The sequence below is a fragment of the Panacibacter ginsenosidivorans genome (assembly GCF_007971225.1).
GTDB lineage: Bacteria > Bacteroidota > Bacteroidia > Chitinophagales > Chitinophagaceae > Panacibacter > Panacibacter ginsenosidivorans.
On record NZ_CP042435.1, the window covers coordinates 1,833,154 to 1,849,578 of the forward strand.

The 16,425-nt window shown below is 39.4% G+C and carries 15 protein-coding genes; 4 read left to right on the forward strand and 11 right to left on the reverse strand.

The window, feature by feature from the left end; all coding sequences use genetic code 11:
* Positions 1–52: 52 nt before the first annotated feature.
* From FRZ67_RS07595 to FRZ67_RS07645, 11 genes are all read right to left on the reverse strand, one after another.
* Positions 53–3,130: a PVC-type heme-binding CxxCH protein gene (locus tag FRZ67_RS07595; RefSeq protein ID WP_147188970.1), complete on the reverse strand. Its 3,078-nt coding sequence runs from the start codon at positions 3,128–3,130 to the stop codon at positions 53–55.
* Between the two features lie 250 nt (positions 3,131–3,380).
* On the reverse strand, positions 3,381–3,845 hold the full coding sequence (locus tag FRZ67_RS07600; RefSeq protein WP_147188971.1) for an SRPBCC family protein: 465 nt from the start codon (positions 3,843–3,845) through the stop codon (positions 3,381–3,383).
* Positions 3,820–4,173 carry an ArsR/SmtB family transcription factor gene (locus FRZ67_RS07605; RefSeq protein WP_147188972.1) on the reverse strand — a complete coding sequence of 118 codons (354 nt, stop codon included), beginning with the start codon at positions 4,171–4,173 and terminating at the stop codon, positions 3,820–3,822. Before FRZ67_RS07605 ends, FRZ67_RS07600 begins: the two co-directional genes overlap by 26 nt.
* A gap of 162 nt (positions 4,174–4,335) precedes the next feature.
* A complete protein-coding gene (locus FRZ67_RS07610) occupies positions 4,336–4,719 on the reverse strand; it encodes a DUF7009 family protein (protein ID WP_147188973.1) in 384 nt (127 codons plus the stop codon).
* A gap of 20 nt (positions 4,720–4,739) precedes the next feature.
* Complete coding sequence (fdhD, locus tag FRZ67_RS07615) at positions 4,740–5,570, reverse strand: formate dehydrogenase accessory sulfurtransferase FdhD (RefSeq protein ID WP_147188974.1); 831 nt, start codon at positions 5,568–5,570, stop codon at positions 4,740–4,742.
* Positions 5,571–5,585: 15 nt separating this feature from the next.
* Positions 5,586–6,707: a vWA domain-containing protein gene (locus FRZ67_RS07620; RefSeq protein ID WP_147188975.1), complete on the reverse strand. Its 1,122-nt coding sequence runs from the start codon at positions 6,705–6,707 to the stop codon at positions 5,586–5,588.
* Positions 6,708–6,720: 13 nt separating this feature from the next.
* A complete protein-coding gene (locus FRZ67_RS07625) occupies positions 6,721–7,329 on the reverse strand; it encodes a hypothetical protein (protein WP_147188976.1) in 609 nt (202 codons plus the stop codon).
* 3 nt (positions 7,330–7,332) lie between these two features.
* On the reverse strand, positions 7,333–8,226 hold the full coding sequence (locus tag FRZ67_RS07630) for an AAA family ATPase (protein ID WP_147188977.1): 894 nt from the start codon (positions 8,224–8,226) through the stop codon (positions 7,333–7,335).
* 236 nt (positions 8,227–8,462) lie between these two features.
* Positions 8,463–9,452, reverse strand: a complete 990-nt coding sequence (gene moaA, locus FRZ67_RS07635; RefSeq protein ID WP_147188978.1) for a GTP 3',8-cyclase MoaA — start codon at positions 9,450–9,452, stop codon at positions 8,463–8,465.
* Between the two features lie 14 nt (positions 9,453–9,466).
* On the reverse strand, positions 9,467–10,570 hold the full coding sequence (locus FRZ67_RS07640; protein WP_147188979.1) for an XdhC family protein: 1,104 nt from the start codon (positions 10,568–10,570) through the stop codon (positions 9,467–9,469).
* A gap of 68 nt (positions 10,571–10,638) precedes the next feature.
* Entirely contained in the window at positions 10,639–11,559 is a 921-nt protein-coding gene (locus FRZ67_RS07645; protein ID WP_147188980.1) for an AraC family transcriptional regulator, read from the reverse strand.
* A 286-nt stretch (positions 11,560–11,845) separates the two neighbouring features.
* Between FRZ67_RS07645 and FRZ67_RS07650 the strand changes: the two genes are divergently transcribed.
* The 4 genes from FRZ67_RS07650 to FRZ67_RS07665 all read left to right on the forward strand — a co-directional run bounded on the left by FRZ67_RS07650 (position 11,846) and on the right by FRZ67_RS07665 (position 16,298).
* Complete coding sequence (locus tag FRZ67_RS07650; RefSeq protein WP_147188981.1) at positions 11,846–12,286, forward strand: SRPBCC family protein; 441 nt, start codon at positions 11,846–11,848, stop codon at positions 12,284–12,286.
* Between the two features lie 102 nt (positions 12,287–12,388).
* Complete coding sequence (locus FRZ67_RS07655) at positions 12,389–12,889, forward strand: (2Fe-2S)-binding protein (protein ID WP_147188982.1); 501 nt, start codon at positions 12,389–12,391, stop codon at positions 12,887–12,889.
* Positions 12,886–15,258, forward strand: coding sequence for a xanthine dehydrogenase family protein molybdopterin-binding subunit (locus tag FRZ67_RS07660; RefSeq protein ID WP_147188983.1), 2,373 nt, complete (start codon positions 12,886–12,888; stop codon positions 15,256–15,258). Before FRZ67_RS07655 ends, FRZ67_RS07660 begins: the two co-directional genes overlap by 4 nt.
* A gap of 209 nt (positions 15,259–15,467) precedes the next feature.
* A complete protein-coding gene (locus FRZ67_RS07665) occupies positions 15,468–16,298 on the forward strand; it encodes an FAD binding domain-containing protein (protein ID WP_147188984.1) in 831 nt (276 codons plus the stop codon).
* Positions 16,299–16,425 lie beyond the last annotated feature (127 nt).

A 16,425-nucleotide genomic window follows, 5' to 3' on the forward strand; every position in this document is an offset into this window, starting at 1 on the left:
GAGTGCGACGCAACGAAAGCCTAATACTTATTCTTCAGCCCGGCTCAAAAAATTATTTCTTTTTCAACGATTCAAGATAGTCAAGCAAATTGGCAAGATCTTGTGTTGACATGTTTTGATACAAGCCATCTGTCATCATAGAAGTTTTCATTTGTGTAAGCGCTAATACATCTGCGGTCTTGATCTGCTTTCGTGCGCCACCGGGAAATTTGATATCAATATCTGTTTCTGTTTTGCTGGCAATAATGCCAGACATAGTGGAACCATCTTTCATTTTAACTTCCCAGCCTTCGTAGCCAAAACCAATGCCAGCCGAAGGATTAACGATTGCTTCGAGCAGCGCTTCTTTGGGCAACTTGGAACCGATCTCTGAAAGTTTTGGACCGAAATCGTTGCCGATATTATTTACCATGTGACAAACACTACAGGTGTTTGCAAATATTTTTTGTCCTTCTGCAGCATTGGGAGTTAACGCAGCGATCTCCTGCATAGTTGGTGCAGGTTTTGAAGTTTTGCTTTTGCCATTATCAGGTAAATAACTCGCTGCTTCGCTGCGCACAGAACCACGCCACGCACCATCAACACTCGCAACAACATCGGGTATTAATTCTGCAGGAACTTTTTTTGCTTTCAAAATTTCAAGCACACGATCTTCGCCACTCCAGCTATTACCAATTTTATGAGCCGCACTTTTTCTAACCGCAATATCATATTTATTGGAGAGCGCAATGTTCTGCAATATGTCGATTGATTCTTTGCTACCAACACCTGCAAGTGAAATTAATAAACTATCTTTCTGTGCTGCATCTTTTCCATTGAAAACGCCGGAAACTAATGACGCACCGCCTAAATGCAACAACAAACCCGCAGCATTTCTGCCAACACCTTCATGTGGCTTGTTAATGGCAAGCTGTAATAAATTATTATTCTGAGATCTTACTTCATAACGACTTACCAATTCTATATATTCATCAGTCCCTGCTACAGATTGCAGCACATCTGCCAAAGCTTTTTGCGCAACGGGTGATTGTGTTACTGTTTTTATATCGAGTGCATGCAACACCAATTTATTCAAAGCAATATCATTGCTTGTATTGTCTTCGATCATTTTCAACAACAGCTTTGATTTCAAAGACCCGGTTTCAAAATCAAATGCACGAAAATATTTTAAGCGACTGCTGAGATCAGTTTGTTTATCACTTGCAAGTGTTGCCAGGTATGGAATAGCCGCATCTGTTCTTGCACGCCAGACAATGTCTTTTGATGCTGCCGTTTGCAAAGGGTCGTTTACTTTATCAAGATAAGCAGCAAAGAATTTATCCCACTGTTTATCGGCACCAATACCAAGCGCTTCTAAATACCAGCGGTCTTTTCCATCGTATTGTGAAGCAAGTGTTGTCCATAAAGAAGCAGCTTCTGCATTTTTGTTATGATGTAAGGCAAGTGCACATTCACGACGAACTTGTGCATCTGGAACATTTACCAATGCACGAATAACTGTAACATCATTTGCATTTAATTCATGCGCCGCTCTTATTGCAGTTATACGCAGATCAGGGTTGTTATCTTTTATTGCTTCCTGTATATATTGTGCTGCATTAGTTTTTGGCATTTTTACCAACACCCAAAAAGCTCTTGCACGCATGCGTGGGTCAGCATTTGTATTGTGCCATAACTTTTCTAATTCAGGAACTGCTATTGCACCCATTTGCTGCAATGCAGTAAACGCGTGATAACGCACAGAAAGATTTGGGTTTTGCAACGCAGCGACTGCACCGGCTGCAGTTGAATAATCTTCTTTTGAAATTTTATATGTTGAAATATCCTGTGCAACACGATAAATTCTTCCGCGTGTCTGATCACCTGCCTGATGACCACCAACACCGGGATCATACCAATCCGCAACAATGATTGAACCATCAGGCGCAGTGCAAACATCAGCAGGGCGAAACCATTGATCCTTCTCGCCTTTCAGAATATTGATGATGCTTGCGTTGTAGCCTGCGCCAGCATTTGCAACAGTATAACTGCGCACTACATTTGTACCGGCATCGCAATGAATTAACTGATCATGAAATTCTTTTGGTAATAAAGAACCTTCATAAACTAAAATACCTGTGGGTGATCCTGCAAATGTTTGCAGCATATTCGGTACTGTTCCGGGGTCATTCAAATGCCAGTGACGTAAGGGAATCGAATCTTCAATATTTGTTCTGTTTCCCTGCCAGCCGGCGCCAGTTATTTCATCTGTATAACCATAATTGCCATACTGCATTACATAATTGATGCGTGTACCACGATTACCATCGTCATCATTATCACTTTGCCAAAGTGTACCATAACTATCAACAGCTACTTCATAAGGATTGCGAAAATTTTGCCCGAGACATTCTACATGTGAGCCATCAAGATCACAACGAAATACCATGCCTTGCCTGTATTTCTTTTGACTGATTACATCTCCATCCTGGTCAAGAACCGGCTTGTTATTTTTATCTCTTAATTGCTCGCCTGCATTGCCCATGTTGAAATACAATTTTCCATCCGCACCAAAAGTGAATGCATGCACACCATGATCATGTTGCTCTCCACTGATGCCTTGAAATAAAATTTCTTTGCGGTCTGCTTTATCGTCTCCGTCGTCATCGTAAAAGGCCCATACATAAGGGCTTTGCGAAACAATAACTCTATTACCCAAAACACAAATACCAAGAGGTGCATCAAGTTCCGGTCCCTGGTAAAAAACTTTTGCTGTGTCTGCAATGCCATCTCCATTTGTATCTTCCAAAATCATAATGCGGTCTCCCAAAGCATTCACCGGATTGCCATTAATGGCAGGCCTGTAATTGTATGCTTCATTTACCCACACTCTTCCACGCTCATCAACATCAATGTTTGTCGGGTTTTTCAACATTGGTTCTGTTGCCATTGTTTTTACCTGCACGTCTTTTGCAACAGTTAAACCCTTCAATGCATTTTCAGGAAGCCGTTGTTGTGCATCTGATAAGCTGTCTGACTTATCCTCTTTCTGTTTTGCAGTTTCATTATTATTACAGGAAGGAAAACACACAAGACATATTAACAGTTGCAATAAAAAAGAATAACGAAGTAAGCTTTGTTTAAAATTCATTTCAATGGCTTTTAAGTGTAGGTAATACAATTATTGCTAAACTAAGGAAAGAATGAAGAGTAATCAAAGAAAAAGTTATTGGCCGGGCTACACAGTTTTGGGCATCGGTGGTTGCGTCGCACTCTTGTACTCTGGATATTTTACTCTGCTATAAAATAAATTAAGGTGCATGTAACACGCACCTTACCAGAAATAAAAATAACCGCTTCCACAATTATTACTAAATAAATACTATAGCAGATTACGAAAATTAACTTTTTGCAAGATAGCTTTCCAATTTGTCAATGTTCTGTTTCAAACCCTGATCAGCTTTAAATACTTTTACTACTTGCTCAAATTCTTCGACAGTATTAAAAAGCATGTGCCATGTTAATAATGTTTTATTTCCTTGTTCGGCAAAGGTTATGGTTGCAAGAAATTTTGGCGCTGAAATATGTTCGTAAACTATTTTTTTATGTTTGACTATTTCTTTGAAGACACTTTTATTTTTATAATCAGTTCCATCTGGTCCATGCATCGTCAAATTCCATTCACCCCCTTCATTTACTTCCATTTTGTGAATAGTGTTTGTAAAACCATTTGGTCCCCACCAGTTTTTTATATGCTCTGGGTCTGTCCATACATCCCATACAAGTTTTACAGGTGCATTTAATACTCTTGATAGCAACAATTCACGATCGGATATATTACTATCGATTGCTTTTTTGTTTTCCATATTTCGTGTTTTTTGATTGTAGTTTACCGAGGTAGGTTTCGAGCGAATCTAATTTTGCCTCATAGATCTTACGGTATTGCTCCAGCCAGGTTGATACTTCGCCAAGTTTTTTGAGTTTTGCTTCACAATATCTTTCCCTGCCTTGTTTTCTTATTACTATTAAACCACATTCGGAGAGTATTTTGATATGCAACGAGATTGCCTGGCGGCTCATATCAAAATTTCCAGCTATCGCATTAAGGTTTTGCTTTTCTCCGGCAACCAGGTCAATTATTTTTCGTCTTGTTGGATCTGCTATTGCCTGGAATACATCGCGTCTTGTTTCCATAATATGCAAGTAAGTGCTTGCAAATATAAATGCAAGTATTTACTTGCGCAAATTTTTTCTATAATTTTTTTAGAGAATGATCTGCCGAATATAGTTATACAGTAAAAGTGTGCGACGCAACAAAAGCTCAATGCTTATCCAGAAGCTAAGTCCATAAAAACACTAACACACTTTACCTTTTGAATCTTTATCTACTAGCTCAGTAAAAGTGTCGCTTTTATCTTCTTCAGGTCTGTCTTTACAGGGAAAATCTTTTTCTATAACAATATCAAGTACCTCGTCTGCATTAATGTGGATGAGTTTGTAGATGCCGACTTCATCAGTATCGAGCCAGTCATTGGCTTTTATAATAGGAAGATGTATGGTTATTTTATTATCAGAAAAAGCTGGAGTTATTTCAGAAATATCTGTAATACGCAATTCATAAGTAAGCACCTCATTTGGAAATGCTACTTCATCTTTTACAAAACCATGTTGCTTCAAATGTTGCAATTCAGATTTACGGATGCGAAAACGGATGGACTTATTTTCAAAACGCAATTTCATGATCACAGATTTCTACAAATTTACGACTGAATAATTCTTTCTTCACCGCAATAAATATTGAAGCTGTTATTTTTAAGAAACCCAATGATAGTCATGCCATTTTTTGCTGCAAGTTCTACTGCCAAACTCGACGGTGCACCGATTGCACAAACCACCGGAATACCCGCTGTTAAAGACTTTTGTACTAACTCATAACCAAGCCTGCCACTAAATAAAACGACATGTTCTTTAAGTGGCAATAGATTTTTGAATAGCATCGTACCAACCAATTTATCCATTGCATTATGTCTGCCAACATCTTCACATATATGTATCAACTCAGCATTTCCATTGATCAATGCGACTGCATGTGAGCCACCTGTTTGTGTAAAAATATTTTGTGACGTGTTTAATAATTGCGGCAGTTGATATAATTGTTGAGCGTTTATTTGAAAGTTGTTATTCAACGGAGCAAATACCTGTTGCGAAATTATATCAGCATTTGTTTTACCGCAAAATCCGCAGGAAGCAGCAGAAACAAAATTTCTTTTTTTACTTTCTATATCTACATACACATGATAGGCAAGTTCCACGAGTATTACAGATTCGTCAGCTACGTTGCCGATGTGTTTTATGGATATGATATCAGAAGCATGCTGTATAAACCCTTCGCAAAATAAAAATCCTGCAACAAGGTTTTTGTCATCGCCGGGTGTCCGCATGGTTACAGAAAGTGATTCCTGTATCCTGGTATTTTCAGTGCTATATTCAATAACGATCTGCAAAGGAGACTCTTCAACTATGCAATCTTCTTTTTGCGTAGTGCTTCCGTTTCCGATTTTATGTATAGCTATATTTTTTGTGCCCGTCATCTTATTGAAATAAAATTATAACCATTTACTTAAACTTCTTAAACTCTCTGCATTGTGCACCGGCGCAAATACATTAATGAAAGGTAATGCAGCCTTCATGCCGGCTACATGCGGTTGGTAATCTGAATAGCCCGCCAGTGGGTTTAACCAAATCACTTTTTTACTTCTGTTATGAATAGTTTCCATGCTTTGCTGTAAAAGATCAATATCGCCGGTATCCCAACCATCACTCATAATAATTACAATAGTTTTTTTATCAAGGTATTTTATTGCATAGTCTTTCACAAACGCATGCAGGCTTTTACCGATTCTTGTACCGCCACTCCAGCCTTCATTCTGCGTACTCAATACACGCATGGCTGCATGAAAATCATTTTGTTTAAGAAGTTGTGTAATATGTTGCAGCGAAGTACTGAATGCAAATGTTTCTACGCGTTTATACACCTGCTGAAATGCATACACGAATTGTAATAAAAAAGCTGCATATAATTCCATAGAGCGGCTTACATCGCAAATCACGACAAGCTTTGTACGATTCTTTTTTGGTTTACGAAATGCAAGTTCTAATAACTCTCCGCCGCGCCGCATATTTTTTCTTAATGTTCTTCTGAGATCAGGAAGATTAATTCGGTTATCTTTTTCATAGCGCCGATTTATATGCGCCGCCAATCTCCTGGATAATGCTTTGATGTTACGCATCAGTTCGTCTACTTCATCATCGGGCACATCTGCAAAGTTTTTCTGTGATAAACTTTCATACAAACTATATGATGCAACTTCCTCCAATTCTTCGCTACGGTTGCCATTGAGCCATGCTTTCAATGATTTAAAAGATGCATCTTTTATTGTTGGTTTTACAATTGGCTGTTGTTGAGATTTCAATTTTGAATCAACCGCACTTGCCAGTTCTTTCCAGTATTGATTGAACAACTCATCAAACTCATTCAACTGTGCATGACTTCTGCATAGAATTGCTTTCAAGGCTGTCCTGAAAATATCTTTATTACTGTAGTCGATAAATGCCAGCGCCTGCAATGCAAGTGCTTCTTCTTCTATGCTTATGGTGAAATTTTTCTGCCGCAGAAAGCGACAGAATTGTATAATGTTCTTTGAGAGAGATGTTTGGCGCTGTATCATTAATAGCTCTATTTTATTTGAAGCTCATTTTTTTCAATAGATAGATATTGAGGAACTGTATCCTTCGCATTTCTAAAAATAACAAGCTCCTTTTAAATTCATTTTTGTAGAATTTAGCAGTTCTTATAATGGCAAAATCATAAGAATCTTTAACGCTATGAGAGTTTATATTTTTAAATTTAATAGTATCACCTGATAAATAATATTCACCATTTATTTCACTTATGCCAAAGCAAATACTCCTTTCGTAGAACTTGTTATTATCTTTTAATTTGAATGTTGTCGTGCAGTTTGCAGCGCCTTCTGCGCCTGCGATTAATAAATCCCTGCCTTGCAAAGAATCGAAGTCAATTATTCCTGAAGGCTTATAGGCAGTAAGTCCGAGAACTGTAATTAATATAAAAATTAAAATTATCCTTGCCCTTACTTTGAATTTCTCTTTTACTGCAAATGCAATATTCCTAAAAAGAATAAATAAAAGAATGAAAAAAACAAGAATCAAAATCAATATTGAAGGCATCACCAAAATCCCAAGAAAACTTTCCCAGTAATATGTAGTGCTAACTAGAAAGAAGAAGATAATTGAAACTAAAACGACCAAAATAAAATTCTTATTTTTCATCGTTTAAAGATTATCTAATTTGGAAATAACGCCGATTCTTTCCATCAGATCACTTAAAGACATTTGCACCTGTCTTGTATCACGCCAGTCTTTTAAAACAACACCAAGTGTTTGTTCAATAATATTTTTATCGAGGTAATCAATATGCAATGAAGAAAGTGCCATTGCCCAATCAAGCGTTTCTGCAATGCCGGGAACTTTTTCGAGTTTCATTAGACGTAACTGTTGCATAAATTTTGTGATCTGCTCTGCAAGTTTTACATCAATACCATTTACTTTATTCTTTACAATCAGGTATTCTTTTTCAAAATCAGGATAATCTATGTAGAGGTATAAGCAGCGTCTGCGCAATGCTTCACTTAGTTCTCTTGTTCTGTTGCCTGTTAAAATTACTTGTGGAATATTAGTTGCTTTGATTGTTCCAATTTCTGGTATTGTTATTTGCCAGTCGCTTAATACTTCCAATAAAAAACTTTCGAACTCCTCATCGCTTCTGTCAATTTCATCAATCAGCAATACAGGTTTTTTTTCCTGTGTAATGGCCTGCAGCAATGGGCGTTTCATTAAGAATGCATCACCAAAAATCGTTTGCTCTTTTTCATCAATGCTCTGCGATGTGTGCTCCGTCATTTTTAAATGCAGCAATTGCTTTTGATAATTCCATTCATACAAAGCATGTGTAGCATCAAGCCCTTCATAACATTGTAATCTTATCAAATCAGTTTGCAAAGCTTTCGCCATTACTTTTGCGATCTCTGTTTTTCCTACACCTGCAGGACCTTCAATCAATAATGGTTTATTTAATTGCAATGAAAGAAACACAGACATAGCCACACTTTCATCAGTTATATATCCCTGCTGAAAAAGCATTTGTTTAATATCGTTCAGTTGGATCATGATCGTGAATGGTAAATATTTTTTGTACAGCAAATGTGTTTCATGGCATCGTCTGTTGTGTCACTCACTTGTACGTTCCGAAATTAATAAACAATTGAAACACGAATTTTGTATGACGAATTACACGAATTGGCTTTATGTTTCTTTGACTTTTATTGCTGAATAAAGAACTAAACGTACAAGAGTGCGACGCAACGAAGTTTCATAGTAGTAATGAAGCTGGGTTCATAAAAAAATTAACCTCCAATCGTTGCCATACTTTCATGTACAGGTCCTTTTTCATTTCTTAAACGCTCTGCCACAAAACCATCTTTCGCACGGTGGCTGATTGAATTTAGTAACTGCTGAGCAATCTCTTCATCGCTTAAACCATTGCGCATAAGGTCTTTCAGGTTCAATACACCGCCGTCATACAAGCAGGTATTGAGCATGCCCTGCGGCGTTAAACGAATACGGTTGCATGTACCACAAAACGTTCGTGAATACGCAGCAATAATACCAACGTTGCCGCGATGATTTGGAATATGATAATTATATGAAGTGCTATGCGGTGCATCAACAAGCTTCTCTATGTTTGGAAATTGTTCCTGTATCTTTCTTAATATGCGCATATAGTGCCAGTGCAGATGCGAATAATGATTACCTTCTCCATTAAAAGGCATCTCCTCAATAAAACGCACACTCACAGGAAGATTTTTTGTAAGCTCAACAAGCGGAATAATGTCATCAATATTTTTTCCATCCATCACCACAGCATTGATCTTTACATCAATATCATGTTTCAACAATTGTTCCAACGTTTCAAGTACAGCAGGTAATTCATCTCTTCTTGTGATGGTGAAAAATTTGTTACGGTCAAGTGTATCCATACTAAGATTGACAGACTTTACACCTATCTTTTTTAGTTCAGGAACATGTGGTGCAGTCAATACACCATTCGTTGTAAGTGTTAGTTGCTTTAAGCCATTCAGCTTTGAAAGTGAAGTAAGCAATTGCATGATATCTTTTCTTACAAATGGCTCGCCACCGGTAATGCGAATCTTTTCAACACCCATACTTACCATTAAAGAACAGATGCGCAACATTTCTTCATAGCTCATCAGCTCTGAGCGTGAAAGCCAGTCAAGACCATGTTCAGGCATACAATAAAAGCATCGTAGATTGCAGCGATCTGTTACTGCAAGCCGTACGTAATTTATTTTTCTGCCGTGGTTATCTGTAAGCAATGTTTATTCCCTTTTTATGAATTTCCGTAAATAGTTCCTTCTCTCAAACGCAGACTAGTGCCATTTCTTTTTGCAAAAACACTGCGGATCTCTGCGCAGATAGATAAAGCAATTTCTTCGGGTGTTGCTGCGCCAATATCCAAACCCGCAGGAGCAAAGATACGCTGCATATTTTCTTCATTTAGGCTGTTGCCTTCATTTGCCATCACATCAAACATTTTCCGGCTTCGTTTGCGTGGACCAAGCATACCGATATACCTCGTGTTTGTCGCCAGTACTTTTTGCAGATTTTGCAGATCTGTTTTGTAATCATGCGCCATCAATACAACTGCTGAATATGCATCAATCAAAGGATTTTCTTCGCTTTTATTATTAATGACCTTTGCCCCAATTGAAAAAAGTGCTTTGTTTGCTTTTTGGATATTCATCACCACTGTTACATCCCATCCTAACTCTCTTGCACACCTTGCCATAGGATAGATATCGTAGTTGCCACCGTATAAAATAAGATGTGTTACAGGGAATAAAACTTCAATGAAAACTCTTACACTCTCTTCATTATAATTAACGGTTACAGAAGCCTGCTTGTTTAAGCATTGATGAATTTCCTCTTCAACCGCTGCGGTAATATTCGCTAAAGGAAAATCTTTACTGAATTGTTCCCGGGTTTCATAAACTATGGTTTTGCCAAGAACATCTTTTTGGGTGCCGGATGTAATAGAAACAACAGCTTTTGGCTTCCTTATTTCTGTAAGTGCAGACAGTAGTTCAACCGGGTTGTTTTTATCTTCTTTATGCAGGGGTGTAAACAACACATCAATAATTCCATTACATCCCAAACCAACACCTATCTGTGCGCCGTCATCCTGTGTTGTGTCATAAGTAATGATGGAAGGTTTGTCCTGCACAATTGCTTTTTGTGATCTTCTCAACGCATCGCCTTCCAGGCAGCCACCGCTGATACCACCAAGATAATTACCATTATCAAGTACAAGCATTCTTGCGCCTGACCTTCTATATGATGATCCTTCTACTCTTGCAACCGTTGCCAATGCGGCCTTAGTAGTTGCAAAATCAATTCCTTTGTAAGCATCAATAATCGCTTTAATTTCTTTCATCTCTGTTCTTTTCAAAAACTAAACTAATAATCCGGAAAAGAAAAACGCTTGAACAATCCTATCAAAATTTAAATATGAAGGGATTTGCGGAATTGAGCCGGTGTTAAACCAGTGCGCCTTTTAAACATTTTTAGAAAATAATTGAGGTTATTGAAACCGCAGGCAAAACTGATCTCCGTAATACTATAATCTGCGGCCTGCAGCATCATTTTTGCCACCCTTATGCGTTGTTCATTTATATAATCTACAGGAGACATCCCGAATTGCTGTTTAAAACATCGGAAAAAATGTGGCTCGCTCATGTACGCTTCCCGGCTGAGTGTTTTTACTGAAATATTTTCCTGCAGGTGTTTTTGAATATAATCGGCCACATGTGCAAAGCGATTGCTGGTGTTATGCTTTTTGCTATTATCCAACAATGTATGTCTGGCCTGTGTCTGCATCAAACGCACTACCAGTTCCTGGAGTACCAGGTTGGCAAAAAAATCTTTGGCCTCATTTTTTTCTGTACAAATAAGCACCAGCCTGTTTAGCAATTGATTGATCATAGCATCATTTACAAAACGGCTGCCATTTGCGTTATAACTCCAGCCATTTAAGCTATCGGTTAAGGGATATTTTTCATTTAGCTTGCTGCAAAATGCAGCTATTTTTTCCGGGGAAATGGCAAGCTTCAAACATTCAACAGGTTCCTGCGGAGTTGCTTCGGGAAAATCAATATAGCAGGTTTGCCCCGGTGTAAGAATCATACTTTCACCAGCTAAAAATTCAAAAGATGGTTTGTCATCAATATGTATAATTTTCTTCCCTCTTATCATACTTGCCAGTACGGGTATATTGAATTGAAATGCCACATCACGAATCGTTTCATGCGTTTCATAAATACTCAGTTCAGCCTGGTCAAGTGTATAGGCCGTGCGGTTTTCCACCACCTGCTCCAGCTTGCGGATCTGCAAATGTTTATTAATATTCAAAGCTGCTTTTTTCATAAGCCATACTTCAAAGCGTAATTTATGATTTCCCTTTTAATAAAAAGTGGCTATTGTGTGATGATATTTTTTGTACGCAGACCATTGTTTTTTATGGCATCGGTTGTTGTGTCACTCACTTGTACACCTGCTTTTACATGGCTGCAGTAAAAAATGATAGCATCATTCATATTTTTAATACAATCGTTATTGTTTTTTCATAACTTAATACTGAATTTGCTGCAACGAATGCTTGCCCATAATAAGGCCGTTGCTACGCTTTCTTAACACTTATAACCTCTCTTCCATGCTTCTTACAGGCAAACATGTGGTAAATGCAGTACCCGCAAAGGTTTGGCAGATGCTCATGAATACAGATACGCTTGCGCGTATCGTTCCGGGTATATCCAAACTGGAAAAGAACGGCGACAATTCATACATCTCTACCATCTCCATGAAACTTGGCCCGGTGAGCAGTTCCTTTACAGGCAACCTGCAAATGGAAGATATAGAACAGGAAAAAGGCTTTACGCTAAAAGTTCAGCAAAACAGCAAGATCGGCAATGCAAATGCAGCTATAAAAATCGGGTTGACCCCCGTTGCAGACACACAAACAGAAGTATCTTTTGAAGGAGACGTAAAATTATCGGGGATGCTGGCTAGTATGGGACAACGTGTATTAGGCGGTGTTGCAAACACGTTGAGTAAGCAGTTTTTTACAAATATGGAAAAGGAACTTGCTGAATAAAATTCCGGAGGATGAAGTGCTTGCGACGCAACCGGCGATGCCATAAAAACGAAAGCTTGTATCATAAAATTCTAATCATATATTTTTAAAAACTAAAGATCCATGAGCATACAAATTCATGTTAAGGTCAATGGAGTGAATTACAATCACGATGTTGAACCACGATTGCTATTGGTGCATTACCTGCGTGATGTGCTGCGGCTTACGGGCACACATGTGGGCTGCGACACCAGTAGTTGCGGGGCATGCACCATTCATATAAATGGTAAAGCCACCAAGAGTTGTACCATGCTGGCTGTACAGGCAGAGGGCTGCGATATTACCACAATTGAAGGGCTTGCCAATAACGGCGAATTACATCCTTTGCAGGAAGGATTTAAAGAGTCTCACGGTCTGCAATGTGGTTTCTGTACGCCGGGTATGATCATGACTTCAGCAGATTTGCTGCAACACAATGATCAACCAACCGAAGAAGAAATACGTGTAGCACTGGAAGGTAATTTCTGCCGCTGTACAGGCTACCACAACATTGTAAAGTCTGTGCAATATGCTGCTGATAAAATACATGCAGCTCAAAAAAATAAAAAGGAGGCTGTTGTATGAGTACAAATGGATTGATCGGGAAATCCGTTAAACGGGTTGAAGATAAAAGATTCATTACCGGCCGCGGTAATTATACAGATGATATTGTATTGCCACATCAAACCTATGCATCCTTTGTGCGCTGCCCTTATGGGCATGCAAAGATTTTAAGCGTGGATACATCTGCTGCTAAAACTATGCCTGGTGTGGTAGCTATTTATACCGGCGCTGATGTGGCAGATGTAAATGGTGTGCCTTGCGGCTGGCAGGTAAATTTCAAGAATGGCGATACGATGAAAGAGCCCAAGCATCCATTGCTGGTGTCTGATAAAGCAAGACATGTAGGGGATGCTGTTGCGCTTGTTATTGCAGAAACAAAAGAACAGGCAGTTGATGCGGCAGAAGCTGTTGTAGTGGAATATGAAGAACTGCCTTGTGTAGTAGATGCTTTTAAAGCTGCACAACCCGGCGCTCCATTGGTGCATGATGACGTTCCAAATAATATGTGTTACGACTGGGCATTGGGTAACCCCATAGAAGAAGTAAATGCGGCAATGGCTGCAGCAGCCCATGTTACATCGCTTGAATTTGTAAACCAGCGTCTCGTGCCGAATGCAATCGAACCACGTTGTTATAATAGCTCTTATGATGCAACCAGTGATAAATATGTTCTATATACCAGTACACAAAACCCGCATGTAATCCGTTTGCTGATGTGCGCTTTCGTGCTTGGTCTTCCGGAACATAAAGTGCGTGTAGTAGGGCCTGATGTGGGCGGTGGTTTTGGCAGTAAAATATTTCATTATACCGAAGAAGCATTACTTACCTGGTGCACCAGAAAAATTGGCCGGCCTATTAAATGGACTGCCACAAGAAGTGAAGCATTTCAATTGGATGCGCATGGCCGCGATCATGTAACCAAAGCAGAAATGGGCTTTGATAATGATGGTAAGATCGTTGCCCTGCGTGTAAAAACTTATGCCAACCTTGGTGCTTACCTCTCCACATTTGGCAGTTGTGTTCCTACTTATTTGCATGGCACTTTGTTACAGGGTTTATATACTACTCCAAAGATCAATGTAGATGTAACAGCAACATTCACCAATACAACTCCCGTGGATGCATACCGTGGTGCAGGCAGACCCGAAGCAACTTATTTACTGGAGAGATTGATTGATCTTGCCGCATTGGAAATGAATGTTGATCCTGTTCAACTGCGTTTCAAAAATTTCATTCCACCATTTGACGGAGTTAACCAACCCGGTTATCAAACACAGGTGGCATTACAATATGATAGTGGTAACTATCATGGTGTGTTAGAAAAAGGCTTAAAAATGCTGGGCTATGAGGATGTGCGCAAAGCACAAAAAGAAGCAGCCGGCAATGGCAAATTAATTGGGGTTGGCTTCTCTACCTATATAGAAGCATGTGGTATTGCGCCATCCGCAGTGGTTGGTTCACTAGGTGCAAGAGCTGGCTTGTTTGAAGTTGGCCAGGTACGCGTTCAGCCAACCGGTAAAGTAAGTGTTTTCACGGGTTCTCACTCGCATGGGCAGGGGCATGAAACAACCTTTGCACAAGTGGTTGCAGATAAACTGGGTATTCCCATGGAGGATGTTGATATCATTCATGGAGACACAGACAGCGTGGCTTTTGGTATGGGTACTTATGGCTCCAGAAGTCTTGCAGTTGGCGGATCCGCTATTGTAAAAAGCATTGATAAAATTGTTGAAAAAGGAAAGAAGATTGCAGCCCATAAACTGGAAGCCAGTGCAGATGATATTGATTTTACAGATGGTAAATTCACCGTAAAAGGCACCGACAAATCATTGAGTTTTGGTGATATTGCACTTACTGCTTATGTACCGCATGTATATCCTCCCGGATTAGAGCCGGGTCTCGATTTCAGCAGTTTCTATGATCCCGCAAATTTCACTTATCCATTCGGTTGTCATATCGCCGTGGTGGAAGTAGATAAAGAAACCGGCAAGGTGCAATTGAAACGTTTTGTTGCGGTAGATGACGTAGGCAATGTTATCAACCCGATGATCGTTGAAGGCCAGATACATGGCGGCGTTGTGCAGGGTGTTGGACAGGCATTATTTGAAGGTGCTGAGTATGATGATAATGGCCAGCTTACCAACGGTTCTTATATGGATTATTGCATGCCACGCGCTGATGATTTCCCGATGTTTGAAACAGGCAGCCAGGTTACACCCTGTCCGCATAATCCGCTTGGTGTAAAAGGTGCAGGCGAAGCCGGTTGCATTGGTTCTACGCCAGCAGTTGTAAATGCAGTGATCGATGCATTGTGGAGTGGTGGGCATAAAGTAAAAGATATACGCATGCCACTTACATCAGAACGTGTCTGGAATGCAATGCAGGATTAGTTCTATGTACAAGATGAATTTTATGAACCGTGCAATTGTTCATCCATGATGCTTTGGTTGCGTCGCACTCTTGTACCGCTAAAACAATATTCAGCTATGAAACCAAGAAGACACAAAGAAACACAAAATGGAATTCGTGTAATTCGTGCGCTAAAATTCGTGTTTCAGTTCTCTAATTATTCATTGTTCATTTTTAATTATTAATTATTATGATACCAGTTGCATTCGATTATCAAAGAGCAACAACTGTTGATGAAGCTATTGCAGCTTTATCAGGCGACAGTAAAATTCTGGCAGGTGGTCATAGCCTTTTACCTGCTATGAAACTGCGTTTAAGTCAACCGGCAAAACTCGTTGATATAACAAGGATTGCTGCCTTAAAAGGCATTAAAGAAGAAAATGGAGAAATTGTTATTGGCGCAGGCACCACACATGGCGATATAGCCAAAGATGATCTCATTAAAACTAAATTACCATTCTTTGCAGATGGCGCCTCTATGATCGGTGATGTGCAGGTACGTAATCATGGTACTATTGGCGGCAGCCTGGCACATGCAGACCCCGCTGCTGACTGGACAGCATTGGTGCTTGCTGCAGATGCTGCTATTGAGGTGCAAAGCAGTAGCGGTAAAAGAATAATAAAAGCCACAGATTTTTTCACCGGTTTATTTTCAACAGCACTAGAAGATGGAGAAATAATCACAGCTATCCGTATTGCGGTTCCTGCTGCGGGTACTAAAACAAGTTACCAGAAATTTGTGCAACCCGCTTCAAGATTTGCGATTGTTGGTTGTGCAGTGATGCGGGCACCAGATGGCAAAACGAATATTGCATTTACAGGTGTAAGTGATAATCCTTTTCGTGATGCTGGTGCTGAAGCTGCCGTTTCAGGCAAAACATTGGATAATGCAACAATTAGCGCAGCAACCAATGCTGCTGCTGCAGGTGTAAGTATCATGAGTGATCACTATGCATCTGAACCTTACCGCAGGCATTTGGCAAAAGTATATTTGAAGAAAGCGTTACAGGCAGTATCTTAATAGTTATAGTACCGAAGATCTGTTAAGCGGCACTTTATTATTGTCGCTTTTTTGTTGAATTAAATACCGGTTACGAAAACAATAAGATTCATACATTTTAAAAAGCTGATTCATTGACCAGCCGATG

Coding starts and splice junctions, on each gene's coding strand:
- FRZ67_RS07655 (WP_147188982.1), top strand. CDS start 12,389: ATGAGCATACAAATTCATGTTAAGGTCAATGGAGTGAATTACAATCAC.
- FRZ67_RS07660 (WP_147188983.1), top strand. CDS start 12,886: ATGAGTACAAATGGATTGATCGGGAAATCCGTTAAACGGGTTGAAGAT.
- FRZ67_RS07600 (WP_147188971.1), bottom strand. CDS start 3,845: ATGGAAAACAAAAAAGCAATCGATAGTAATATATCCGATCGTGAATTG.
- FRZ67_RS07605 (WP_147188972.1), bottom strand. CDS start 4,173: ATGGAAACAAGACGCGATGTATTCCAGGCAATAGCAGATCCAACAAGA.
- FRZ67_RS07640 (WP_147188979.1), bottom strand. CDS start 10,570: ATGAAAGAAATTAAAGCGATTATTGATGCTTACAAAGGAATTGATTTT.
- FRZ67_RS07620 (WP_147188975.1), bottom strand. CDS start 6,707: ATGATACAGCGCCAAACATCTCTCTCAAAGAACATTATACAATTCTGT.
- FRZ67_RS07650 (WP_147188981.1), top strand. CDS start 11,846: ATGCTTCTTACAGGCAAACATGTGGTAAATGCAGTACCCGCAAAGGTT.
- FRZ67_RS07625 (WP_147188976.1), bottom strand. CDS start 7,329: ATGAAAAATAAGAATTTTATTTTGGTCGTTTTAGTTTCAATTATCTTC.
- fdhD (WP_147188974.1), bottom strand. CDS start 5,570: ATGACGGGCACAAAAAATATAGCTATACATAAAATCGGAAACGGAAGC.
- FRZ67_RS07610 (WP_147188973.1), bottom strand. CDS start 4,719: ATGAAATTGCGTTTTGAAAATAAGTCCATCCGTTTTCGCATCCGTAAA.
- FRZ67_RS07630 (WP_147188977.1), bottom strand. CDS start 8,226: ATGATCCAACTGAACGATATTAAACAAATGCTTTTTCAGCAGGGATAT.
- FRZ67_RS07595 (WP_147188970.1), bottom strand. CDS start 3,130: ATGAATTTTAAACAAAGCTTACTTCGTTATTCTTTTTTATTGCAACTG.
- FRZ67_RS07645 (WP_147188980.1), bottom strand. CDS start 11,559: ATGAAAAAAGCAGCTTTGAATATTAATAAACATTTGCAGATCCGCAAG.
- FRZ67_RS07665 (WP_147188984.1), top strand. CDS start 15,468: ATGATACCAGTTGCATTCGATTATCAAAGAGCAACAACTGTTGATGAA.